The sequence below is a fragment of the Herbaspirillum sp. GW821-FHT09A12 genome (genome assembly GCF_059418325.1).
In genome coordinates, this window is sequence record NZ_JBWKPR010000001.1 from 778,705 (window position 1) to 800,751 (window position 22,047).

At 57.2% G+C, this 22,047-nt stretch carries 19 protein-coding genes, 1 tRNA gene and 1 pseudogene; 15 read left to right on the top strand and 6 right to left on the bottom strand.

Going from position 1 to position 22,047, the window contains the following annotated elements:
• Positions 1-257: 257 nt before the first annotated feature.
• The 6 genes from AC07N6_RS03495 (at position 258) to dnaG (ending at position 7,028) form a co-directional block, all read left to right on the top strand.
• Entirely contained in the window at positions 258-1,466 is a 1,209-nt protein-coding gene (locus AC07N6_RS03495) for a cation:proton antiporter (protein WP_494780923.1), read from the top strand.
• On the top strand, positions 1,463-2,701 hold the full coding sequence (locus AC07N6_RS03500; protein WP_494780924.1) for a YbdK family carboxylate-amine ligase: 1,239 nt from the start codon (positions 1,463-1,465) through the stop codon (positions 2,699-2,701). The genes AC07N6_RS03495 and AC07N6_RS03500 overlap by 4 nt, the downstream gene beginning before the upstream one ends.
• 130 nt (positions 2,702-2,831) lie before the next feature.
• Positions 2,832-4,031 carry a BaiN/RdsA family NAD(P)/FAD-dependent oxidoreductase gene (locus tag AC07N6_RS03505; RefSeq protein WP_494780925.1) on the top strand — a complete coding sequence of 400 codons (1,200 nt, stop codon included), beginning with the start codon at positions 2,832-2,834 and terminating at the stop codon, positions 4,029-4,031.
• A 198-nt stretch (positions 4,032-4,229) separates the two neighbouring features.
• Positions 4,230-4,442 (top strand): 30S ribosomal protein S21, encoded by a 213-nt coding sequence (rpsU, locus tag AC07N6_RS03510; protein ID WP_006462949.1) that lies wholly within the window; start codon positions 4,230-4,232, stop codon positions 4,440-4,442.
• Positions 4,443-4,750: 308 nt separating this feature from the next.
• Positions 4,751-5,197, top strand: coding sequence for a GatB/YqeY domain-containing protein (locus AC07N6_RS03515; protein ID WP_494780926.1), 447 nt, complete (start codon positions 4,751-4,753; stop codon positions 5,195-5,197).
• Positions 5,198-5,234: 37 nt separating this feature from the next.
• Positions 5,235-7,028, top strand: coding sequence for a DNA primase (dnaG, locus tag AC07N6_RS03520; RefSeq protein ID WP_494780927.1), 1,794 nt, complete (start codon positions 5,235-5,237; stop codon positions 7,026-7,028).
• Positions 7,029-7,467: 439 nt separating this feature from the next.
• On the opposite strand, the gene AC07N6_RS03525 is transcribed toward dnaG, so the two are convergent.
• Positions 7,468-7,701: a hypothetical protein gene (locus AC07N6_RS03525; RefSeq protein ID WP_494780928.1), complete on the bottom strand. Its 234-nt coding sequence runs from the start codon at positions 7,699-7,701 to the stop codon at positions 7,468-7,470.
• A gap of 112 nt (positions 7,702-7,813) precedes the next feature.
• Here AC07N6_RS03525 and rpoD point away from each other — a divergent pair, with 112 nt between their 5' ends.
• Entirely contained in the window at positions 7,814-10,054 is a 2,241-nt protein-coding gene (gene rpoD / locus AC07N6_RS03530) for an RNA polymerase sigma factor RpoD (RefSeq protein ID WP_494780929.1), read from the top strand.
• Between the two features lie 56 nt (positions 10,055-10,110).
• Positions 10,111-10,189, top strand: a tRNA-Ile gene (locus tag AC07N6_RS03535).
• A 187-nt stretch (positions 10,190-10,376) separates the two neighbouring features.
• Here AC07N6_RS03535 and AC07N6_RS03540 read toward each other — a convergent pair.
• From AC07N6_RS03540 to AC07N6_RS03550, 3 genes and pseudogenes are all read right to left on the bottom strand, one after another.
• Positions 10,377-10,931, bottom strand: a complete 555-nt coding sequence (locus AC07N6_RS03540; RefSeq protein ID WP_494780930.1) for a cysteine hydrolase family protein — start codon at positions 10,929-10,931, stop codon at positions 10,377-10,379.
• An 85-nt stretch (positions 10,932-11,016) separates the two neighbouring features.
• Positions 11,017-11,287, bottom strand: a pseudogene (locus tag AC07N6_RS03545) (electron transfer flavoprotein-ubiquinone oxidoreductase); the annotation flags it as partial.
• Positions 11,288-11,547: 260 nt separating this feature from the next.
• A complete protein-coding gene (locus tag AC07N6_RS03550) occupies positions 11,548-12,444 on the bottom strand; it encodes a LysR family transcriptional regulator (RefSeq protein ID WP_494780931.1) in 897 nt (298 codons plus the stop codon).
• Between the two features lie 157 nt (positions 12,445-12,601).
• Between AC07N6_RS03550 and AC07N6_RS03555 the strand changes: the two genes are divergently transcribed.
• From AC07N6_RS03555 to AC07N6_RS03580, 6 genes are all read left to right on the top strand, one after another.
• Positions 12,602-13,591, top strand: a complete 990-nt coding sequence (locus AC07N6_RS03555) for a hydroxymethylglutaryl-CoA lyase (protein WP_494780932.1) — start codon at positions 12,602-12,604, stop codon at positions 13,589-13,591.
• Positions 13,592-13,594: 3 nt separating this feature from the next.
• A complete protein-coding gene (locus AC07N6_RS03560) occupies positions 13,595-14,779 on the top strand; it encodes a CaiB/BaiF CoA transferase family protein (protein ID WP_494780933.1) in 1,185 nt (394 codons plus the stop codon).
• A gap of 4 nt (positions 14,780-14,783) precedes the next feature.
• Positions 14,784-15,560 carry a hydroxypyruvate isomerase family protein gene (locus AC07N6_RS03565; protein ID WP_494780934.1) on the top strand — a complete coding sequence of 259 codons (777 nt, stop codon included), beginning with the start codon at positions 14,784-14,786 and terminating at the stop codon, positions 15,558-15,560.
• Between the two features lie 35 nt (positions 15,561-15,595).
• Positions 15,596-16,609 carry an SMP-30/gluconolactonase/LRE family protein gene (locus AC07N6_RS03570; RefSeq protein ID WP_494780935.1) on the top strand — a complete coding sequence of 338 codons (1,014 nt, stop codon included), beginning with the start codon at positions 15,596-15,598 and terminating at the stop codon, positions 16,607-16,609.
• A 52-nt stretch (positions 16,610-16,661) separates the two neighbouring features.
• Positions 16,662-17,951, top strand: coding sequence for an MFS transporter (locus AC07N6_RS03575; protein WP_494780936.1), 1,290 nt, complete (start codon positions 16,662-16,664; stop codon positions 17,949-17,951).
• 255 nt (positions 17,952-18,206) lie between these two features.
• Positions 18,207-18,725, top strand: coding sequence for a cupin domain-containing protein (locus AC07N6_RS03580; protein ID WP_494780937.1), 519 nt, complete (start codon positions 18,207-18,209; stop codon positions 18,723-18,725).
• Between the two features lie 173 nt (positions 18,726-18,898).
• Here the strand turns inward: AC07N6_RS03580 and AC07N6_RS03585 are convergent, their stop codons facing one another.
• Together AC07N6_RS03585 and AC07N6_RS03590 are read right to left on the bottom strand one after the other, a co-directional pair.
• Positions 18,899-19,735, bottom strand: a complete 837-nt coding sequence (locus AC07N6_RS03585) for an amidohydrolase family protein (RefSeq protein WP_494780938.1) — start codon at positions 19,733-19,735, stop codon at positions 18,899-18,901.
• Entirely contained in the window at positions 19,732-20,976 is a 1,245-nt protein-coding gene (locus tag AC07N6_RS03590; protein WP_494780939.1) for an MFS transporter, read from the bottom strand. The genes AC07N6_RS03585 and AC07N6_RS03590 overlap by 4 nt, the downstream gene beginning before the upstream one ends.
• A 282-nt stretch (positions 20,977-21,258) precedes the next feature.
• On the opposite strand from AC07N6_RS03590, the gene AC07N6_RS03595 reads away from it, so the two are divergent.
• Complete coding sequence (locus AC07N6_RS03595; RefSeq protein WP_494780940.1) at positions 21,259-21,993, top strand: GntR family transcriptional regulator; 735 nt, start codon at positions 21,259-21,261, stop codon at positions 21,991-21,993.
• Positions 21,994-22,047: the final 54 nt, after the last annotated feature.

The window sequence follows — 22,047 nt, forward strand, 5'->3', positions numbered from 1 at the left end:
GGGCTCAATATGCTGCGGATAATTCAGACGAATATCCAGACGAATAATATCAAACGCAGAAAATCAATTATTCCGTTGTAATATAAAAAAGACCATCGCGACGAGCGGCATCATCGGTCGGCCCCTATAATCGGCATCGCCATCATCGGGCAAGCGTCCATCGACATGTCGAACGGCTTGCCGACGCTCACGCGATCTGCACGATGCATGTCGTGCATCGGCGGTTTCAATAATCCGAATCATTTTAAGGAGGAGATATGGAGTGGGCTCTTCCGTCTTTCACCCTCGCACAGACGCTGCAATGGAATGCCTTGCTGGTATTCGGCGGTCTGCTGCTGTTTGGGCTGATCGCGGGCTACGTAGTTTCCAAGTCGCCCTGGGTGCCGCGCATCACCGGTTACCTGCTGGTCGGCTTCGTGCTCGGCGCCGGCGGTCTCAACCTGTTGTCGGGAGAGGTGCTCAAGGTCACCAACGTGTTCGCCGATATCGCCGTGGCGCTGGTGATCTACCAGCTTGGGCGCTATGTCGACATCGGCTGGCTGCGTCGCGAGAAATGGCTGCTGATCACCGTCGGGACCTCCGCGGTGCTGTGCTTCGTCTTCGTCAGCGTCGCGCTGACCTGGTTCGGCTCCGATCCGGTGATGGCGCTGTTGGGCGGGGTGATGGCGATCGCCACCGCGCCGGCCGTGGTGCTGGTGGTGCTGCGCGACCTCAAGGCCGAAGGCCAGGTCACGCGCCGCCTGGCGGCGATGACCGCGTTGAACAATTTCGTGGCGGTGTTGGCCGCTTACGCCTTGTTGCCGGTGATTGCGCATGAGGCCGGCACCCCGGTCTCCACGCTGATCCAGCACACGCTGTATTCGCTGTTCGGCTCGGCGCTGCTGGCCTATCTGACTTATTGGCTGATGATGCCGCTGGCGCGCCTGCTGGGCCGCGAAGGCAGTTCGCAGTTCGTGCTGGTGATCTCGGTGATCGCGCTGGCCATCGGCGTGGCGCATGCGCTGCACCTGCCGGTGATGCTGACCATGCTGATCTTCGCCATCCTGTCGAAGAACCTGGACCGCCAGTTCGACCTGATGGAACTTGAGTTCGGCGTTGCCAACGAACTGTTCGTGGTGATGCTGTTCGTCACCGTGGGCGCATCGATGCGCCTGTCGGACCTGACCGTGGTCGGCTTTTCCGTGCTGATCCTGATTGCCGCGCGTTTCCTGGCGATGGGCTGCGGCATCTTCCTGTTCGCGCGTTTCGCGCGCATGAACTGGCGCCAGGCCGGACTGCTGACGTTAGGAACCTTGCCCATGACCGAGGTCGGGGTGGGGCTGATGCAAACCGTGTCGTCGCTGTACCCGCACACGACCGCCAATGCGCTGCCGCTGCTGGCGGGCTCATTGATCGCGCTGGAGTTCCTGGGGCCGGTCGCGACGCAGTTTGCGCTGATCAAATCTGGTGAAAGTGGACGCGAATGAATACCGAGACACTGACCCGAAACGCGCCCGGCTTCGATGCCGGCGCACCAACCGAACATGCCGCCGGGCACCCGCAAGGCAGCGCCGGCATTTTGCCGTTCAGTGCGTCGACGCCATTCACGATGGGCATCGAACTGGAACTGCAACTGGTCAACCGCCGCAACTACAACCTGGCCAGCGACGCGGTCGACCTGCTGAACTGGATCGCCCCGCGCGAACTGCAAAAGCAGATCAAGCTGGAAATGACGCAAGGGATGATCGAGCTCAATTCGGACATCCATACCCGCGTCGATGAGCTGATCGAGGAGTTGAAGGGCTTGCGCGCCGCGCTCAACAATGGCGCGCGCTATCTCAACATCGACGTCTCCGGCGGCGGCGCGCACCCGTTCCAGCATTGGAACGAGCAGCGCATCACGCCCAGCGAGCGCTTCCATCACCTGCACGAGAAGTACGGCTACCTGGCCAAGACCTTCACCGTGTTCGGCCAGCATATCCACATCGGCGTGCCTGACGGCGATGACGCGCTTTACCTGACGCACGCATTCTCGCGCTATGTGCCGCACTTCATCGCGCTGTCGGCCGCCTCGCCGTTCTACCAGGGCGCCGATACCCGGTTCGATTCCTCGCGCAGCAACGTGGTGCGCGCCTTCCCGCTGTCGGGGACGGCGCCGGTGCATACCAAGTGGGCCGAGTTCGAGACGTATTACGACGAGCTCATGCAGATGGGCATCATCGCCAGCATGAAGGATTTCTACTGGGACATCCGTCCCAAGCCCGAATACGGCACCGTCGAAATCCGGGTCTGCGATACGCCGTTGACCATCGAGCACGCCGCCCACCTGGGCGCGTATGCGCAATTGCTGGCGCGCTGGGTGCTGACCGAGCGGCCGTTCACGATCACCGACGACTTCTACCTGCTGTACCAGTACAACCGTTTCGAAGCCAGCCGCTTTGGCCTGAACGGCATGCTGGCGCTGCATGGCGCCACGCCGTCGGCGTCGCGCAAGCTGCCCATCTTCGAACACCTGCTGCAGCAATTGCAGCTGCTCGAACCTTATGTGCAGAATGATGCCGAGCGGCAGACGCTGCAGCGCCTGCGCCGCATGGCGCATGACCGCCTGTCCGACGCCGGCTGGCTGCGCCAGATGTTCACACAGCGCGGTTCGCTCAACGACATGATGCGCTTGTCGTCCGAACTGTGGATGGGCGAGTCGCCGCCGCCTTACTTCCAGTAAATCGGTCTGCGGCAATGGCCGGGGCGGGTATCGAAAGATGCCCGCCCCTTGTCTTTGTATGTCCGGATCGCGGACAATCACGGTTTTGAACCAAGCTCGGGCAGCATCCGAGATGTGTGCCGGAGATGAGATGAGTTCCCAACAGTTTGATGTCGCCGTGATCGGCGCCGGCGCCGCCGGCATGATGTGCGCGGCCGTCGCGGGGCAGCGCGGGCGCAGCGTGGTGCTGATCGACCATGCGAGCCGCCTGGCGGAGAAGATCCGCATCTCCGGCGGCGGCCGCTGCAACTTCACCAACGCTGGCGCCGGCCCGCAACACTATCTTTCCCAGAATCCGCATTTCTGCCGCAGCGCCTTGTCGCGTTATACGCCGCAGGATTTCATCGAGCTGGTCAAGCGCCATCGCATCGGTTTCCACGAGAAGCACAAGGGGCAACTGTTCTGCGACGATTCGTCCGACGACATCATCGCCATGCTCAAGGCCGAATGCGATGCCGGCAACGTCGCCTGGCGCATGCCATGCAGCGTGGCGCAGGTGGGCAAGAGCGGCGAGCTGTTCCGCATCGACACCAGCGCCGGCGAGATCCTCTCCTCCAGCGTGGTGATCGCCACCGGCGGCTTGTCCATTCCCAAGATCGGCGCTACCGATTTCGCCTACCGCATCGCCCGGCAGTTCGGCCTCAAGCTGGTGGAGACGCGCCCCGGCCTGGTGCCGCTGACGTTCGATGGCCGCGGCTGGGAGCCTTTTGTCGACCTGGCCGGCATCGCCTTGCAGGTGGAAGTGGAGACCGGCGCCAAGAAAGAGCGCGGCTACTTCCTGGAGGATTTGCTGTTCACGCATCGGGGATTATCGGGCCCGGCGATCCTGCAGATTTCCAGTTTCTGGCAACTCAGCACGCCGCTGACGCTGAACCTGCTGCCTGGGATCGACGTGGCCGAGGCGCTGATCGCGGGCAAGGGAACGCTCAAGAAGAGCCTCGGCAATCTCCTGGCGCAGTGGTTGCCAGGCAGGCTGGCCGAGGGATGGCTCAAGGTCAATGGCTTCGATAGCGGCGCCCGGATCGCGGATATGCCGGACAAGGCGTTGCGCCAGCTTGGCGATTCGCTCAACCGCTGGGTGATCCTGCCCAGCGGTTCGGAAGGCTATCGCAAGGCGGAAGTGACGCTGGGCGGCATCGATACCCGCGAACTGTCGCAGCAGAGCATGATGGCGGCCAAGGTGCCGGGGCTGCATTTCATCGGTGAGGCCGTCGATGTCACCGGCTGGCTGGGCGGCTACAACTTCCAGTGGGCCTGGGCCTCGGGCGTGGCGGCGGGGTCGGCGGTCTGATGCGGGATTCTTGTTGGGCCGACAAGCGGGGTGCAGTTCATGCGCAGTCTCAGCTTGCCTGGAATAAGTAATTGATTTTTATCCGATTTTTACGTTCCGGGTGGAAAAAATGCCACGTCCGGCCTTCCAATCGGGGTTGCAGTCTGCTAGAATCGCTTTCTTTGCTAATCCAACCTAACCTTTTTGGTTTGAATTTACATGACCACTATTCGTGTTAAAGAAAACGAGCCGTTCGAAGTCGCGATGCGCCGCTTCAAGCGCACCATTGAAAAGACCGGTCTGCTGACCGAGCTGCGCGCGCGCGAGTTTTACGAAAAGCCGACTGCAGAGCGCAAGCGCAAGCTGGCCGCTGCTGTGAAGCGCCACTACAAGCGCATCCGCAGCCAGCAACTGCCGAAGAAGCTGTACTAAGAATTTCTCGCCGCGTGCTCGCGCGGCTGATGTGCAAACCCGCTCCGGTGTTGGTCCGCAGCGGGTTTTCGCATTTTTCGCCAGATTGCGTTTGCTGGCTCCCGGGGCGGCAGCGGGTTTATTTTTATCCCTGCGGCCGCATATGGGTGCCAGGCGCGATGTTTTATTCTGGCGATAAACCCATCTATGTTCTACGATCTTAAGGATCGGCAACACGGGCATGCCAGTTGCGTCGTTGCCTGCGCCGGCGGCCAGTTTGCCGCCACGGCAAGAACAACCAATCATCTACCTCATCTTCGGAGCACCTAATGGGTTTGAAAGAGCAGATCACGGAAGACATGAAGGCCGCCATGCGCGCCAAGGATACGGGCAAGCTCGGCACCATCCGCTTGCTGACGGCCGCGATGAAGCAAAAGGAAGTGGATGAGCGCGTCGAACTGACCGATGCGCATGTGCTGGCCATCATCGAAAAGATGATCAAGCAGCGCAAGGATTCGATCTCCCAATTCGAAGCCGGCGGCCGCCAGGATCTGGCCGATATCGAAAAGGCCGAACTGGTCGTGCTGGCCGCCTACATGCCGGCCGGCTTGTCCGAAGACGAGATCAAGGCCGAGGTGCAAGCCGCCGTGGCCGCCACCGGCGCCGCCGGTGCCCAGGACATGGGCAAGGTGATGGGCGTGCTCAAGCCCAAGCTGGCCGGCCGCGCCGACATGACCGCGGTGTCGGCGCTGGTCAAGGCCGCGCTGTCGTCCTGATGGCCGTTTCTGATTTCTCGTCCGCCGCCCCCATCAAGTGATTCCACAGTCGTTCATCCAGGATCTCTTGACCCGCGTCGACATCGTCGACGTGGTGGGCCGGTATGTGCAGTTGAAGAAGGGCGGCGCCAATTTCATGGGCCTGTGCCCCTTCCACAACGAGAAATCCCCCAGCTTTACCGTTAGCCCGACCAAGCAGTTCTACCATTGCTTCGGTTGCGGCGCGCATGGCACCGCGATCAGCTTCCTGATCGAGTATTCGGGCATGGGCTTCGTCGAGGCGGTCAAGGACCTGGCCCAGAACGTGGGGATGGTGCTGCCGGAAAACGAAGACCGCATTCCCCCCGCGCAACGCGCCGAAAACCAGGCCAAGAGCATGGCCTTGTCCGACGTCATGGCGCGCGCCAACGATTTTTACCGCCAGCAATTGCGGACCGCGCAGCCGGCCATCGATTATTTGAAGCGGCGCGGCCTCACCGGCGAGGTTGCGGCGCGCTTCGGGCTGGGTTATTCGCCCGACGAATGGGACAGCCTGCGCCAGGTTTTCACCGAGTACGAGAACGAAGCCCTGGTCGAGTCCGGACTGGTGATCGACAAGAGCGAAGAAGGCGGCGGCCACCGCAAGCGCTATGACCGCTTCCGCGGCCGCGTCATGTTCCCCATCCGCAATACCAAGGGCCAGGTCATCGGCTTCGGCGGGCGCGTGATGGATGGCGGCGAACCGAAGTACCTGAACTCGCCGGAAACGCCGTTGTTCCAGAAGGGCAGCGAACTGTACGGGCTGTTCGAGGCGCGCCAGGCGATCCGCGAGGCCGGTTACGCGCTGGTGACCGAAGGCTATATGGATGTGGTGGCGCTGGCGCAGTTGGGCTTCCCGCAAGCGGTGGCCACGCTGGGAACGGCTTGCACGCCGATCCATGTGCAAAAGCTGTTGCGCCAGACCGACCAGGTGATCTTCAGCTTCGACGGCGACGCCGCCGGCCGCCGCGCCGCACGCCGCGCGCTGGAAGCCTGCTTGCCGCACGCATCGGACAACAAGACCATCAAGTTCCTGTTCTTGCCGACCGAGCACGACCCGGACAGCTATGTGCGTGAAATGGGCGCCGCCGCCTTTGAGGAGCAGATCCGGGAGGCGTTGCCGTTGTCGCAGTTCCTGTTGCGCGAGATCATCGGCGACAACGACCTGCGCACGCCGGAAGGCCGCGCGCATGCCCAGTTTGCCGCCAAGCCCATGCTGCAGGCCCTGCCGGCCTCGGCCTTGCGTTTGCAGATCGTGCGCAGCGTGGCGCAGGCGACGCAGTCGACCCCGTCCGAGATCGAGGCTTTGTTCGAACTGGAAAAGCCGGTGGCGCGCGTGAGAGTGGCGCCGCCGCGGGGCAAGCGCACCGCTCCCGTCGGATTGGAGCGCCAGATCATGCGCCTGCTGGTGGCGCATCCGCAACTGGCCGCCGACCTCGATGCCGAAGCCTTGCAGGCGGTCGGCAACATCGCCCCCGACCGCGCGCAGATGCTGGAGCATCTGGTCGGCGTGGCGCAGGGCATGGGGGAGCAGGCCAGCTTCGCCAGTCTGGTGGAGCATCTGCGCGAAGCCGGGCCCGAGTTCGATTCGATGATCGCCGAGATCGCCTCCGAGTCGGAGTCCGAATTCGACGTCGTCCGCGCCGAAATGGCCGGTGCCATACGGCTGAGCAAGATTCGCGCGATCGAAGAGGAAATGCAGGTGCTGGCGACCGCCAACCTGCGTACCGAAGCCGAGCGCAATCGCTACCGCGAGCTGATGCAGTACAAGGAAGCGCTCAAGCGCCAGCCCGGCCCGGCCGTGGCGAACTGAACATGGCATCGCCTGCGCGGCCCGGGGAGACCGGGGCCGGCAGGGGAAACGGGCCGATTGTCGCCGGGCCGTGCAAGAAAGCGTCAAAAAAGGGTAAAGCGGCGCAAATTACCGTCATTTGCCCTCTCGATGGTTGGTTTTCACGGCTTGATCGGAAGGAAAAGAGCCCCATATCTGCTATACTATAGGGCTTTAGTTCCGCCGGATGGCTCTTGCTTCTTACCCTGGCGGCCCTGTACGGCACTCCCGGGAAGCAACCGGCGGTGTACTTGCAGGAGCGGTAAACGCGACTCCCGGAATGACGAAACTGCCTGTTTTCCGGAATCGCAGGGTAGAGAGGAAAAGGAACGTTGCGCGTGCAGCCGGAGTCTACCGGGTTGTCCAGGCCGGTACCGAAGTTGCATCATTAGCATGACTTGATTGGCGCAATGAGTAAATCTCAATTGGCAGTTGATTCTATGGCAAATGCAATGAAGAAACCCGCAAAAACCCCAGCAGCAGCGTCCGTAAAGAGCACGAAAGCGGCAGCGACGGTAAAATCCGCCGCTATTGCGAAGACCCCCAGGGCGATGGCTGCCAAGCCGGCAGCCAAGGCGACTGCAGCCGTGACCAAAGCAGTGAAATCGACGGCCAAGACTGCGACAGCAGCAACGCCGAAAAAAGCGGTAGCCAAGGCAGCTCCCGTCAAGCCGGTACGTGCAGCAGCGCCCAAAGCGACTGCGGCGCCAGCCAAAAAGTTACCTCAAGCCGCCGAAAAAGCGGTTTCCGTGAAATCGAAGACTTCCGTGACCACCAAGAAACCCGAAACCAAGACCGTTAAGACGACCAAGACAGCACAGGTCGAAGCCAAAGACGCAAAAGATGTCAATGCAGCAGCGAGCGCGTCGTCCAGCGTAAGCCAAACCACTGATGCCGCTGCGCTGGCAGCCATCGACACTTCCGGCTATATCTTGCCGAGCGTCAAGGTACCGGGCCGCCGTGGCCGCAAACCGAAGGAATTCCAGCCCGAGAGCGACGAAATCGCCGCGCTCAACGCCGTCGAACGCGCCGAACTGAAGGCCGTCGACAAGGCCAAGGCCAAGGACCGCAAGGCCAAGGAAAAGGCCTTGCTGAAGGACGCCTTCTCGTCCGATACCGAGGCCAGCGAAGAAGAACTCGAACGCCGCCGTCAGAAGCTCAAGACCCTGATCAAGCTGGGCAAGGAGCGCGGCTTCCTGACGTACTCCGAAATCAACGACCACCTGCCGGAAAACATCGTCGATCCGGAAGCGATCGAGGGCATCATCGGCACCTTCGCCGACATGGGCATCTCGCTCTATGAGCATGCTCCTGACGCTGAAACCCTGCTGCTGTCGGACAACGTGGCCAACGTGGCCAGCGACGACGACGCCGAAGCCGCAGCCGAAGCCGCGCTGTCGACCGTGGATTCCGACTTCGGTCGCACCACCGATCCGGTGCGCATGTACATGCGTGAAATGGGTTCGGTCGAGCTGCTGACCCGCGAAGGCGAAATCGAGATCGCCAAGCGCATCGAAGACGGCCTCAAGGACATGATCCAGGCCATTTCCGCCTGCCCGACCACGATCGCCGAGATCCTGGTCGCGGCCGACCGCATCTCCAAGGATGAGATCAAGGTCGACGAAATCGTCGACGGCCTGGTCGACCTGACCGAATCCGTGCAGCAAGTCGAGGCATCCTCTTCCGACGAAGAAGACGCGGACGAAGAAGACGAGGACGAGGACGAAGAAGAAGATGAAGGCGAGAGCAATAGCTCCGCCGCCGGCGCCGCCGGCTTCTCGGCCGAGCAACTGGAACAGCTCAAGCGCGACGCGCTGGGCAAGTTCGGCGTCATCGCCCAACAGTTCGAGAACATGCGCAAGGCCTTCGAGAAGGAAGGCTACAACTCCAAGCCCTACGTCAAGGCGCAGGAAATCATTTCCAACGAACTGCTGGGCATCCGCTTCACCGCCAAGGTCGTCGAGAAGCTGTGCGACACCCTGCGCGCGCAGGTCGAAGAAGTGCGCCAGGTCGAGCGCCAGATCCTGGATGTGGCCGTCAACAAGTGCAACATGCCGCGCACCCACTTCATCAAGGTGTTCCCGGGCAATGAAGTGAACCTGGACTGGGTCGACGGCGAAGTCGCCGCCAACCATGACTACAGCACGGTGCTGGGCCGCAATGTGCCCGCCATCAAGGAACTGCAGCAAAAGCTGATCGACCTGCAGGCGCGCGTCGTGCTGCCGCTGCCGGACCTGCGGGGCATCAACAAGAAGATGGGCGCCGGCGAGAAGAAGGCGCGCATGGCCAAGCGTGAAATGACCGAGGCCAACCTGCGCCTGGTGATCTCGATCGCCAAGAAGTACACCAACCGCGGCCTGCAATTCCTCGACCTGATCCAGGAAGGCAACATCGGCCTGATGAAAGCGGTGGACAAGTTCGAATACCGCCGCGGCTACAAGTTCTCGACGTATGCGACATGGTGGATCCGCCAGGCGATCACCCGCTCCATCGCCGACCAGGCGCGCACCATCCGTATCCCGGTGCACATGATCGAAACCATCAACAAGATGAACCGCATCTCGCGCCAGATCCTGCAGGAAACCGGCGCCGAGCCGGATCCGGCAACGCTGGCCATCAAGATGGAAATGCCGGAAGACAAGATCCGCAAGATCATGAAGATCGCCAAGGAGCCGATCTCGATGGAAACGCCGATCGGCGACGACGACGATTCGCATCTGGGCGACTTCATCGAAGACAACAACACGCTGGCCCCGGCCGACGCGGCGTTGCACGCTTCGATGCGCGGCGTGGTCAAGGACATCCTCGACTCGCTGACCCCGCGTGAAGCCAAGGTCCTGCGCATGCGCTTCGGCATCGAAATGTCGACCGACCATACGCTGGAAGAAGTCGGCAAGCAGTTCGACGTGACGCGCGAACGTATCCGCCAGATAGAAGCCAAGGCGCTGCGCAAGCTGCGCCACCCGTCGCGCTCCGACAAGCTCAAGTCCTTCCTCGAAGGGAATTGATCTGAGGGGTGTCAGGGAAAGCCGGCGAGGATGCTAAAATCGCCGGCTATCTTTTTGGCCCTCTAGCTCATGCTTGGTTAGAGCAGCGGACTCATAATCCGTTGGTGCCGTGTTCGACTCACGGGGGGGCCACCAGTATTGAAAAGGGCTGCAAGCCGATTTGGCTTGCAGCCCTTTTTCTTTATGTAATCCATATGTACCCGATGGAATCAACGTAGAGGAATGGGGATGGAATCGGAGACTGGATCGGTGCTTACGCCGGCTGCTCCAGAGCACCGCCCGAGACGTGGCGCTGGTGGTGTGAGATCACAGCAGGAGATGACTAAGTAGAAATGGCGCCGGCAGTATCACCAGCCGCAGCAGCGTGAAGTGCCTGCATGATCTCGGCCGAGGTCCCGGTTTCGGCAATGATGGGAAACACCAGCTGTACCGCTCGTCTGAGTGCGTCTGGTTGTAGGTCCGTGATGGCGTCGATGGCAATGCTTATATTGAATCCGAGATCGTAGGCATGTCGCGCGGTCGATTCGACACCCAGACTGGCTGCGGTCCCGCATATCACGAGCTGCTCGATCTTGCGCTGCACTAGAATGTCCGACAGACCGGTGCCATGAAAGGCACTCCAGCCCGATTTAGTGACGACGAGGTCAGAGGCCTGCTGTCCCAACTCTGGGACCAGGGCCATATCGGCGGTGGAAAACATATGGTTTCCACCCTGAGGCATGTAATCGCTGCATCCGGTCTGTCCACCGGCCATGCAAACTAGTGCCACCAGCTTTTCCTGTACGCGAAAAGCGCTTGCCAGGGATGCGGCGGCTCGATAGGCGTCAGGCCCCGCTGCGCCGGTGTATTTGCGCGTCCCCTCCTGGAAGTCGATCACAAGCAAGGCCGTATTGGGTCGCACAGTCCGGATAGGCATAATGTTCCTTTCAGTGATTCTATGGAAAAAGGTGGCAACGCGGCCTGTCCGGCACTACATCTCGGATCGGCGCATAGTTGGCCGCCGGTTTCAGGCATTCATGGTCGTCATGCGTGTGGCGCAGAGTCCACGGCGCCTTGCCGCCGAACCGCACCTGGTCGATGCCCGCCAGCAGCGTCCCGGTCACCAGTTCCTTGCTCATTGGCGGCGTGAAGTTGCGCGCATGACGCAACTCGTCCTTCAGCCTTCAGCCACGATTGATCGAAGGTAGCCGGGTAGGCGGCCAATTCGTCGCCCTGGTGGTTTTCATTGAGGGCGCTTTATTATGCTTTTCTCTGAGCCAGCCTTTGATAGAGGCTGGGATTAAACTGTTTTGAGTGATCCGCGATGGATGTGAAGTTAACACATTTGCAGTCTTCTTGGACTGTTTTTAAAAATATTTAAAAGCCGGATAGACGGTTTAAATTTTAAAAGACCGGCGCCATGCGTGGGCGACTTCCTGGGGAAGTGGGGGAATTTTTGATGAAAATCAACAGCAGATGCTTTAAGCAAGTCTACAAATCAGGGTAAAGAAGATTTATCGTGTCGCGCTGCTCTCAAGATGTTCAACTAGGGCAAGAGCGGCTGCAGGAAGAGTTGCCCGGTCACGATACATGACACAGATAAGAGGATGCGCCCATGCATCTGAAAGTGGGATGAATTTGAGATTGTAGGCCGCAGCGTATGTCTTGGAAAGGAAAGACGGCACAACTCCGATTCCCATGCCTAAACCGACCATGTGACATACCGCGTCGAAACCCCGGACACGAATTCTCGTCTTCTTGATCATCGAGGCTTGCTTCACCGCGTAGTCTAAAAGTTGGGATAAAGCGGTCGTTTGGGGCTGCTCGACATGATCATATAAAAGTGTCTCTTCGTATTTTAATGACTGGCGATCTGCAAGCGCATGTGTATCGGGGATCGCTACAGCAAGGTCATAGCGGCTATAAGGTGACATTTGTAGCGCTTCATTGACAAAAATATTTGGCCCCAGCCCGATGTCAGCTCTGCCCTCAATAACGTCACGCACAATGACCGGTGTTTCTTGCTCTTCAAGTTCAAGCTTGATATCCGAATGCTTCTCGAGGAAGGTCTGAATTTGCGCAGGAATTCCAGCCGCAAGAGCCGAGGCGCTGACGCGCACCCGAACGTGCCCGCGTACACCGTTGACATAGTCAGTCATCTCCGCCTGTAGGTTCTCTAGGGCCAAGACCACAATCCGTGCATGATGTGCCATTGCCTCCCCAGCGCGGGTCAATTGAATCCCCTTCTGACTGCGTTGCACAAGTGGCACTCCAACAGATGCTTCCAGTTCTTGTAATCGCTTGCTTACGGCGGATGGCACCATATTTTCTCTAATGGCCGCTTTTGCGATGCTGCCTTCCTGGGCAATCGTCAAGAAAATTTGCGCGGATCGGGTATCTAGGTGTCGCATAAGCAGGTGTCATCACTATTCGAGAGGGGGAGGCACTCGAACGATCGCTTTTTTCGATGGTTAAGAACGTTCATGATAGCTCCGAAATGTACCGCAGCATATCGGCGGGTTACCTATGGCCCTGCTTTTGCGGGGGCGAAAAGTCGGAGACAAGTCAATGCAAACTCAAGGAAGCCCCAATTCCGCTGTCAAATCAAGCAAACCATTTATTGCTGTAACGGAGGTCGGAACGCGCGATGGCCTGCAGATCGAGAGCAAGTTTATCCCGACGCAGCAAAAGATCGAGCTAATCAACGACATGTTGGCGGCGGGTGTCAAGAATATCGAAGTAACCTCGTTCGTATCGCCGAAAGCGGTTCCGCAACTTGCTGATGCTGAAGATGTGCTGGCAGGTATTGATCGCCGTTCCGATACAAGGCTGTCGGCACTCGTCCCAAATCTTCGCGCGGCCGAACGTGCCGTAAAGACCGGGCTTGATGCAGCGGTCCTCTTGTGCTCGGCATCAAATACCCATAACAGGAAGAATCTCAATCGGAGTGTCGATGAGTCGCTTGCAGGCTTGGGCGAGGTTGCCCAGGTGCTGTTGGCGACAACTGGTTCTCGGCAGCCAAAACAACTGATCGGAGCAGTGGCAACTGCGTTTGGCTGCCCGTTTGAGGGGGATATTCCAATCGCACAAGTCGAGAAAATTGTGCGTCGCTACGTAGAAGTGGGCGTGACCGAGGTAACTTTGTCCGATACGACGGGGATGGCTACACCTGAGAATATCCGTAAGCTAGTGCGTGCTGTTCGCGCTGCGGTGCCGTCAACCGTTGAATTGGCGCTGCACCTTCACAACACACGCGGAATTGGTTTGGCGAACGTCCTTGTTGGATTGGAAGAGGGGATTGCCCGATACGATTCTTCGGTTGGTGGCCTTGGTGGATGTCCGTTTGCAGCCGGAGCAACTGGCAACATTTGCACGGAAGATCTGCTCTTCCTGCTGGAGGAGTCAGGATATACGACAGGTGTCGATCTGGAAAAAGCCATTCTGGTTGCCAAGAAAATGGAATCGTTCTTGGAGCGAGGTCTCGTCGGGCAGGTAATGAAGGCAGGTCCTCGGCTGCGACTGCATGCTACCGATGCTGTCGCAACCGCTGCGGGGTAAGTCATGACACTGCCGCTTGCTGGTATTAAGGTCGTTGACCTTACTCGAATCTTGTCGGGGCCGTTTTGCACAATGTTGCTCGGCGATATGGGGGCTGATGTTGTGAAAATCGAGCCGCCAGGTACAGGGGATCCTATCCGAGGCCAGGGAACGATCGTAAACGGAATCTCTACCTATTTTGCCTCATTCAATCGGAACAAGCGTTCTATTACGCTGGACCTTCGGACAGAAAGTGGAAAGGCAACACTCCACTCGTTGATCGAACGGGCGGATGTACTTGTAGAGAATTTTCGTCCAGGAGTTCTGGATGAAATGGGTTTGACCGAGAAGCTGCTCGCTAAGCTCAATCCCGGACTGGTAACTGCATCGATCAACGGCTACGGGGCAACCGGGCCGTATGCGCAGCGGCCGGCTTTCGATTTCATCGCTCAGGCGATGAGCGGATTCATGAGTCTGAACGGGAACGCAAACGATGACCCAATTCGCAGTGGCATTCCCATCAGTGACCTTGTTGCGGGTCTCTATGCTGCGTTTGGCATTGTGAATGCAATCCGCGTACGGGATCTGACCGGTGAAGGGCAACGAGTAGAGGCCGCAATGGTCGATTCGCTGATGAGTCTGTTTGCATGGTACGCATCTGACCACTTGGCCACTGGCGAGCCAGCCCAGCGCAGCGGTAACGATCATCCGATCACGGCGCCGTATGGCATGTTCACAGCTGCCGACGGAGACATCGCCGTCGCACCGAGTACGGAAGCTGTGCTGGATCGCTTCCTTGGCCAATTGGGAATGACTGATCTACGTGCCGACCCTAGGTTTGCTACAAATGTTTTACGCATGAAAAATCGAGAGGCGCTCAATCAACTCATCAATCAGCGTATCGCGACCGATACGCAGGCTAATTGGGTTGGGAAACTCAATGCCGCGGGTGTTCCTTGCGGCGTAGTCCAAAGTCTGTCAGCCGCTCTCAACGACCCGCAGACTCGGCATCGCAAGATGGTCATGTCCGTGGAACATCCAGGACATGGACCAATTAATACATTGGGCTTTCCAGTCAAGCTCTCGAAGACTCCTTGTGTAGTGCGCCATCCGGCGCCCGAAAAAGGAGCGCATTTGGCTCAGATCATTCGTGAATGGGATGTGGCCCATGCGGATGAAAAGCAGCATGGTAATTGCACGATAGAGTGAAAAAATGCTTAATTTTTCTGCAAATCTCTCTACGTTGTTTCAAGATTTACCATTGGCTTCACGTTTTCAAGCCGCCGCTCGCTTTAATTTCAAGGCAGTGGAAGTATGGTTTCCATATGAAATCACGAGTAGAGAAGTGGCTCATCTCCTTGAAGAAAATGGGCTTCTGTGTGTGGGCATTAATTCACCCGCCGGCAACGTAGCTGAGGGAGATTGGGGTCTGGCCGTGGATCCCGAAAAATTTGAAGACTTCAAAAAGAGTGCTGAACAAGCAGTTTCCTACGCTCATGAAATCGGCTGTCCAAACGTTCACGTAATGGCGGGTTTGGTGGCGCCAGAAATGAAGATGGAAGCGGCGTGGGACAACTATCTTCGATGCCTCAACTTTGCATGTTCACTTGCTGCGCAAGCGGACATCACAGTGATGATCGAGCCTCTCAATAGTGTCGACCGGCCGCGCTACCTGCTAAATACGCAGGCTCAAGCTATTTTTGCGATCGAAACTCTCGCAAAAGATAACTTGCGGATCATGCTCGACCTATATCATCTTCAGCGCGGAGAGGGGAACCTGATCGAGCGGATGATGGGCTCGCTGCCTCATGCCGCGCACATCCAGATTGCGGATAATCCAGGGCGTCATGAACCTGGAACCGGGGAAATCAACTTCGAGGCGGTTTTTCGACGGTTGCAAGCGGAAAACTACCGTGGCTACATCGGCTGTGAATACTTTCCGTCAAACGCGATTGAGGACTCGTTCGATTGGATAAATCGAACAAGATAAATGTCCAGAGGCTAAGTATTTTGATGGAGACAGCAATGAACTACCCACTATCCCGAGATTTCCGAGTAGATTTTGATGACCTTGAAATTGTGGCCCGAGGTCTCAAGCGTCCTGAGTGTGTGTTGGCTTTATCCGGCGGGGATCTGATTGTTGCCAACGGAAACGGCGGCTACTCCGTAATTAGCGCTACTGGCGATACGCAGCATGTACTCGCGCGTAGCCAGGGATCCAGAAAATTTCTTCCCAATGGGATCGCGTTATCGTCAAACGAAGAAATATTGTTTGCCGACCTGGGGGCAGAGTTGGGCGGGATATTTTCTATTGATCCCTTTGGAAACGTCCATCCCCTGATAGAAAACCTGGGGAGGGAGCCACTTCCTCCGAGCAATTATGTGGTGAATGATCGTGAGGGGCGACTTTGGTTTACGGTGAGCACCCGTAAGAAACCCCGGACGGTTGCATGGAACCATGCAGTTGCCGATGGGTACATCGCGGTAGCTGATGAGTCAGGCGTCCGGATCGTGGCAGATGGCATCGGATATACCAATGAAATCGCTTTCTCGGCTGATGGAAAATGGCTCTATGTCAATGAAACCTACAATCAGCGAACCAGCCGTTTCCCACTACGACCGGATGCGACCGTTGGGGGGAAAGAAGTTCTCGTCACTTATGGTAACGGCGACTTTCCAGATGGGTTGACCTTCGATGTATTCGGAGGTGCCTGGATCACATGTATCGGCAGTAATACCCTTTACGTTCTCCGACCAGACGGCGAACTGCAGACCGTATTGAAGGATACGGACGAAGAATACGCGCGGGAGCTGCAATCGAAGCTTCTCGCGGAGACCCTGACGCAGAAGGACATGAGCACCGCTGGGCGTTCACGATTAGGAAATATCTCAAGCTTGGCCTTTGGCGGCCCTGCTCTGAAGACTGCATATCTGGGTTGCTTGTTGGACGATTGTGTTCGTTCCTTTGAGAGCCCTGTCCCCGGTCTACCCCCCATTCATTGGAATCGGAGCATCAAGAAGAACGTCATCGTGAGATGACGCAGTACGTCGAACAAGTAGAACCATTCAAGAACGGAAAGCTGGAGACAAAATGAAAAGTCAAAATTTGAATGCGGGACAGCCAATCGGCAGGTCTCGATGGACGCGTATCGGCGTAATTATCTTTATCAGCTATCTTGTAGCATTCGCCGACCGCTCAAACATCGGTGTCGCTGCGCCGCTAATCGCACGAGATCTTGCCCTCGATATGAAAGTGATTGGTACGCTCCTATCCGCTTTCTTTTGGGGCTATGTGCTAACGCAGATTCCAGGGGGAGCAATTGCTCAGCGCGTCGGGCCCAAGCTCGTAGTGGGTATTGCCCTTATCGTCACCGGTATTGCGGCTTGTTTGACAGGTCTGATTTCTGACTTGCGCGCTCTTTTCTTGGTGCGAGTGCTGTTAGGACTTGCCGAAGGAGTTATCTGGCCGTCGTTCGCCATCTTGTTCATCCAATGGTTTCCCGCAGAAGAGCGAGGCCGTGCGGTGAGCGTTGCCCAATACGCTATGCCAATCTCGACGGTCGTAATGGCGCCATTAGCCGGTTGGATGATCGATGTTTTTGAATGGCAGACGATGTTTGTTTTGCAGGGCTTGCCCGCTATCCTGATGGGGTTCATCTTTCTCCGCTTTGTCGGGGATGATCCTGCGACCGATAAACGAATCAGTAAGGCCGAGAGGGACTATATCCTGAGCCGGAGATACCAGGGAACAACCGATAACGCTGGATTTTCGAATGTACTCGCTCGTCCGGTTGTATGGTTGCTCGGTCTGGCATCATTCTTCTGGATTATGGTCATCTTCAGTTTTGGATTATGGATGCCCAGCCTCATTAAAGGATTTCTGCAACACGGATATTCGCTGACGGGAGTTCTTACCGCCATTCCGTTTGTGTTTGGCGCGCTTTCGATGAACCTCAATGCAAGGTTCTCGGATCGGGCCACCGTATCAAAAGGCTGGTTCGTGGCGCTTCCAATCAGCGTCGCGGGCGCGGCGCTACTGGCGCAGCATTATGGGCCGCAGAATATCGCGTGGAGCATTGTTATGTTCAGCATTGCCGGCGCAGGACTTTATTCCGGCGCGGGTACCTGGTGGGGGTGGGCGATTAGCTTGTTTCCGCGAAATCAAGCCGGTGCCGCGGTCGGCCTGATGAATATCTTTGCCAGCTGCGGCGGCATTGTTGGCCCCATGGCGGTCGGATATTTCGCTCAAGGTGCAAATGCCGCAAGCAGTTTCTATATCTTGGGATTTGCTCTGTTCATCGGCGCCGCAATCATGCTTCTCCTCATTGCTGTCACCAGCCGCCATGCGATGTCGCGCGAACCGGATATGGTGCTGCACTGATTCAGCTTAAACCGGCTAATTCAGTGCAGAAGTAGCGGTCGAGATCGGCCGCTACTGCCTGCGAAAGTCAAAGTCTCTGTCTGGAATTGAATGGAAATCCGCATGGCTGTACGTCAGATACGTTACAACGCTCAATAGCTTTAGCTTGAGAATTATCGATTGCGTAAAGCGGAATCGAGTCGTCTTCCAGCGGTCGTCATGTGAATATTTCGTCATATCCACAGCTTTTATTTGGTCAATTCATGAGGATCAGCGATGCAACCCATTTTCCGTAAGATCGTCAAAGGTTCGGCAATCGCAGCAATCAATTTTCTTCTTTTTATTAATATTCCGGCACTTGCAGAAGATATGAAATCGAAAGACGCAGGATCCAAAGCGGCGCGCGACGTCACCACTAAAGTCGAGGTGCTGCCTAGTAGTACAACGACCACGCTAAAAAATCCGGGTAAGGATTCTGTTCAATTGCTTTGGTATAAGAACTCCCCAGACGCAAAGATGACAATTACTCGCGTGACGATGCAACCTAAGGCCGTTTCTGAGCGGCATAGTCATCCCATTTCCGAGCAAGACTGGATCGTAGAGAGTGGGGAGGGAACTCTGCTACTTGGCAACGATGAGACAAGACCGGTGCGTGGCGGGGACGTCGTGAGAACACCAGCCGGAGCTATTCACGGTATTGTGAATTCTGGCACTGAGCCTCTGGTGTACATTAGTGTCACAACGCCGCCAGAAGACTTTACCAAGTTTTACTCAAGCGCCGGAAACGAAAAATAAGATTTAACAGAACCTGGAGCGCCAGTAACGCAGTCAATAGAGAAAAATCAGATCGTACTTATCCTTAAATCAGGAATTTTGGGGGAAAACCTTGGAGATACTGGATGCAAAGTAATCGTTAATGGTGAGCGGGCGTCGGCATGCGTCGACATCTGAAACGCTTTAAGTGAGTTCTAGATAAAGCCGAATAGCGTTGCTGATGTCTCGCCTGTGATGATGCGCTGCGCATCGTCGTTGCGAACCAGATTAGTGAACTGTTGCCATGAATCCGAGTAATTGGCCAGATGCTCATGTTGGGTATGTGGCCAGTCGCTGCCCCAAAGAAGACGTGACGTGCCGAAGTGCTCGCGTAAAAGAGGCCATGCATCGTTCGCAAACGATGAGGTTCTTGCATCGTCGGTGTTGCGATAGGCGGCAGACAGTTTCACCCATACTCGCTGCGACCTTCCAACGGAAAGAAGATAGCGGAATCCCGGGTCGTCGATACCCTGTCGTGGGTCGACGCGCCCGAAATGATCCACGACGATATTGAGCCCCATATCGAGCAATGGATCCAGCAATTGTTGCAGGCCACTTGCCTCTCGGTGAATTTCGACTTGCCATCCAAGCTCGGCAATACGCGCCAGTTTTGGCCGCCAAATTCCATTAAGGTCAGGCAACTCGGCACCGCCCACGAGATTGAACCGGATACCGACAACGCCGGCCTCCTTCAAGGCCAGCATTTCTTCGTCGCTGATATGTGCATCCACCATCGCTATGCCCCGCAAGCGTTCTGGATGTTTTGCAAGTGCGGCTAGCATGTAGCTATTGTCGGTCCCAAGAAAGCTGGGCTGGACGAGGACGCCGTGCGTCATGCCGGCGGCGTCCAGGACTGCGACGTATTCCTCGACGGTGACGTTATAACCGGGCGTGTAGCGGCGTCCATTTTCCATCGGCAAGTCACGCGTGAACACATGCGCATGCGTATCGATGCGGATAGGGCGGGCGACGGTTTTTAAGGCCAATGTCATTGCGAAGTTTCCATTTGGCGACCTTTCGTTTCGGGCAGCATGAGTACGGCCAACACCACTAACGAGTACGCAATTCCGGCATCAATGCCGATAGCCTTTCCCAGTGGCATGGAATCGCTCATGTGACCAACCAGCACAGGGAAACCCGCCGAGGCAACGCGGCCGAAGTTGTAGCAAAAACCCACACCGGTGCCGCGGATGCCGCTTGGGTACAGTTCATTGAACAGGGCGCCAAGGCTAGCGGGGATGCCTGCGGCGAAGAAGCCGAGCGGGAAGCCGCAAATTAGCATCTGTGTATCGGACAGGGGAAGGAAGATGTAGCAAATGACGGTGAGGACACAGCACACGGCAAAGGAGGCGACCGTGCGGCGACGGCCAATACGGTCCAGTAATTGGGCGCTGGCGATGCAGCCGAACCAGAAAGCGATGATGATCACTGCAAGGTAGCCGCCTGTGCTCAGTACGGAAAGGTGCTTTTCCGTTTTCAGGTAGGTCGGAAGCCAGGTCATCAGTGCGTAGTACCCGCCGTGAGCACCTACGCCCAGCAAGCTGCCAATGATGGTAAAACGCAGAACGTCGGGGCGGAAGATGCCCAGCAGTGGATTGTTTGGAGCCTTTCCTGCAGCCGCAGCTTTCTTGGTTGCCAGGAAGGCGTCAGTCTCCGGCACTGAGCGGCGAACATATACCACCAGCAAGGCCGGCAGTAGGCCGATGACGAACATGGCACGCCATGCAGTGTCCTGCGGCAGGACTGAGAACAATACCGAGAACAGCAGAACGGCCGCGCCCCAGCCTACAGCCCAAGCGCTTTGTACCGTACCCATGGCCTTGCCGCGGTGCTCCGCGCGAATGGTCTCCGCCATCAGGACTGCACCGGCCGCCCATTCCCCGCCGAAACCAAAGCCTTGCAAGGCCTTCAACACCAGCAATTGCGGATAGTTTTGCGCGAAAGCACTGAAGAAGGTGAATAAAGAGAACCATAGGATGGTGATTTGCAGGGTTTTGACACGGCCATATCGATCCGACATCGCACCAGCAACCCAGCCGCCGATAGCCGACGCCACCAATGTGGCGCCGCTAATAAGCCCCGCATCTGCCTTGCTCAGACTGAATGCGGCGATGAGCGCAGGGATGGCCAAGCTGAACATTTGCACGTCCAGAGCATCCAGGGCCCAGCCGCTGAAGCATGCCCAGAAGGTCTTTCGTTCTTTGGCAGTGACCTGCCGATACCATGAAAACATTGTCTCGTCCTCTAGCGAAGGCGCGTCGGGTGAAACCCTGATTGCGCTATTTTGATTGGTTATCTCGATGATTACTCATATAGACATATATATGAGTTGTTGAAAGATAACACAGGTGCCGGGTGCGAACAATCTTTGTGGTTTCTGGCCGCATTGCCAATGCGATGAGCATTCCAAGATCATTGTGCGGTGCGTGGCAGGCTGCAGTGCTGATGGCGTTGTGAGCAAGGCACGTGAAAGGTAGACTTATGACTTTCCATCAATGCAACGGTATATCCCCTCATGCACGATCAATCTGGCGTAGATTCTCGGCTGCCGCTCTACCTTCAATTGCGCGACCAGCTTGCCGCACAAATTCGTGCCCAGGTATGGCAGCCTGGCCAGCCGATTCCGTCAGAGGTGGAATTGCGGAATACCTATCAGGTTGCGATCGGCACAGTGCGTCGGGCAGTTGAAACGTTAATAGCAGAAGGCTTGGTCGAGCGTGCGCACGGGAGGGGGACCTTCGTGCGTAAGGCGCGGTTCAACAACTCGCTATTCAGATTCTTCAGATTTGAATCATCCGATGGGCAGCCGTTATCTCCAGAAAGTGTCATCGTCAGCCGTAAAACCATCATTGCGCCTCAGCAGGTCGCGGATGCGCTGGGTCTGAAGCAACAGACTAAGGTCATCGAATTACTCCGCTTGCGTACCGTGGATGGTCAGCCTGTGCTGGCTGAAAATATTTATGTTTGTGAACAGAGATTCAAGGCGCTCGCAGGCATGGATACGGCCCAATTTGGCGACCTGCTATACCCGCTTTATGAGCGGGAATGCGGCCAAATTGTGGCATCCGCGCGCGAGACTCTGACTGTGGAGACAGTGACCACAGCGCAAGCGAAACTACTTGGGCTGAAAGAAAACACGCCGGTAGTTGTCATTGAGCGGGTTGCATTTGACGCTGGCGGCCAGCCGTTGGAGTGGCGCCAGTCGCGTGGCGCCGCGAGTAAGTTCAGATATAGCGCAGAAATTCGCTAAGGTCGTGTTCACGTAACAGAAAACGCATAAACCGAATAGAAAGAACCGCTGCGA

Excerpts from the sequence above, each read along its gene's own strand:
- AC07N6_RS03505 (WP_494780925.1), top strand. The coding sequence starts at position 2,832 with ATGAGTTCCCAACAGTTTGATGTCGCCGTGATCGGCGCCGGCGCCGCC.
- AC07N6_RS03595 (WP_494780940.1), top strand. The coding sequence starts at position 21,259 with ATGCACGATCAATCTGGCGTAGATTCTCGGCTGCCGCTCTACCTTCAA.
- AC07N6_RS03555 (WP_494780932.1), top strand. The coding sequence starts at position 12,602 with ATGCAAACTCAAGGAAGCCCCAATTCCGCTGTCAAATCAAGCAAACCA.
- rpsU (WP_006462949.1), top strand. The coding sequence starts at position 4,230 with ATGACCACTATTCGTGTTAAAGAAAACGAGCCGTTCGAAGTCGCGATG.
- AC07N6_RS03500 (WP_494780924.1), top strand. The coding sequence starts at position 1,463 with ATGAATACCGAGACACTGACCCGAAACGCGCCCGGCTTCGATGCCGGC.
- AC07N6_RS03580 (WP_494780937.1), top strand. The coding sequence starts at position 18,207 with ATGCAACCCATTTTCCGTAAGATCGTCAAAGGTTCGGCAATCGCAGCA.
- AC07N6_RS03585 (WP_494780938.1), bottom strand. The coding sequence starts at position 19,735 with ATGACATTGGCCTTAAAAACCGTCGCCCGCCCTATCCGCATCGATACG.
- AC07N6_RS03515 (WP_494780926.1), top strand. The coding sequence starts at position 4,751 with ATGGGTTTGAAAGAGCAGATCACGGAAGACATGAAGGCCGCCATGCGC.
- AC07N6_RS03575 (WP_494780936.1), top strand. The coding sequence starts at position 16,662 with ATGAAAAGTCAAAATTTGAATGCGGGACAGCCAATCGGCAGGTCTCGA.
- AC07N6_RS03570 (WP_494780935.1), top strand. The coding sequence starts at position 15,596 with ATGAACTACCCACTATCCCGAGATTTCCGAGTAGATTTTGATGACCTT.
- AC07N6_RS03565 (WP_494780934.1), top strand. The coding sequence starts at position 14,784 with ATGCTTAATTTTTCTGCAAATCTCTCTACGTTGTTTCAAGATTTACCA.
- AC07N6_RS03590 (WP_494780939.1), bottom strand. The coding sequence starts at position 20,976 with ATGTTTTCATGGTATCGGCAGGTCACTGCCAAAGAACGAAAGACCTTC.
- AC07N6_RS03495 (WP_494780923.1), top strand. The coding sequence starts at position 258 with ATGGAGTGGGCTCTTCCGTCTTTCACCCTCGCACAGACGCTGCAATGG.
- AC07N6_RS03550 (WP_494780931.1), bottom strand. The coding sequence starts at position 12,444 with ATGCGACACCTAGATACCCGATCCGCGCAAATTTTCTTGACGATTGCC.
- AC07N6_RS03560 (WP_494780933.1), top strand. The coding sequence starts at position 13,595 with ATGACACTGCCGCTTGCTGGTATTAAGGTCGTTGACCTTACTCGAATC.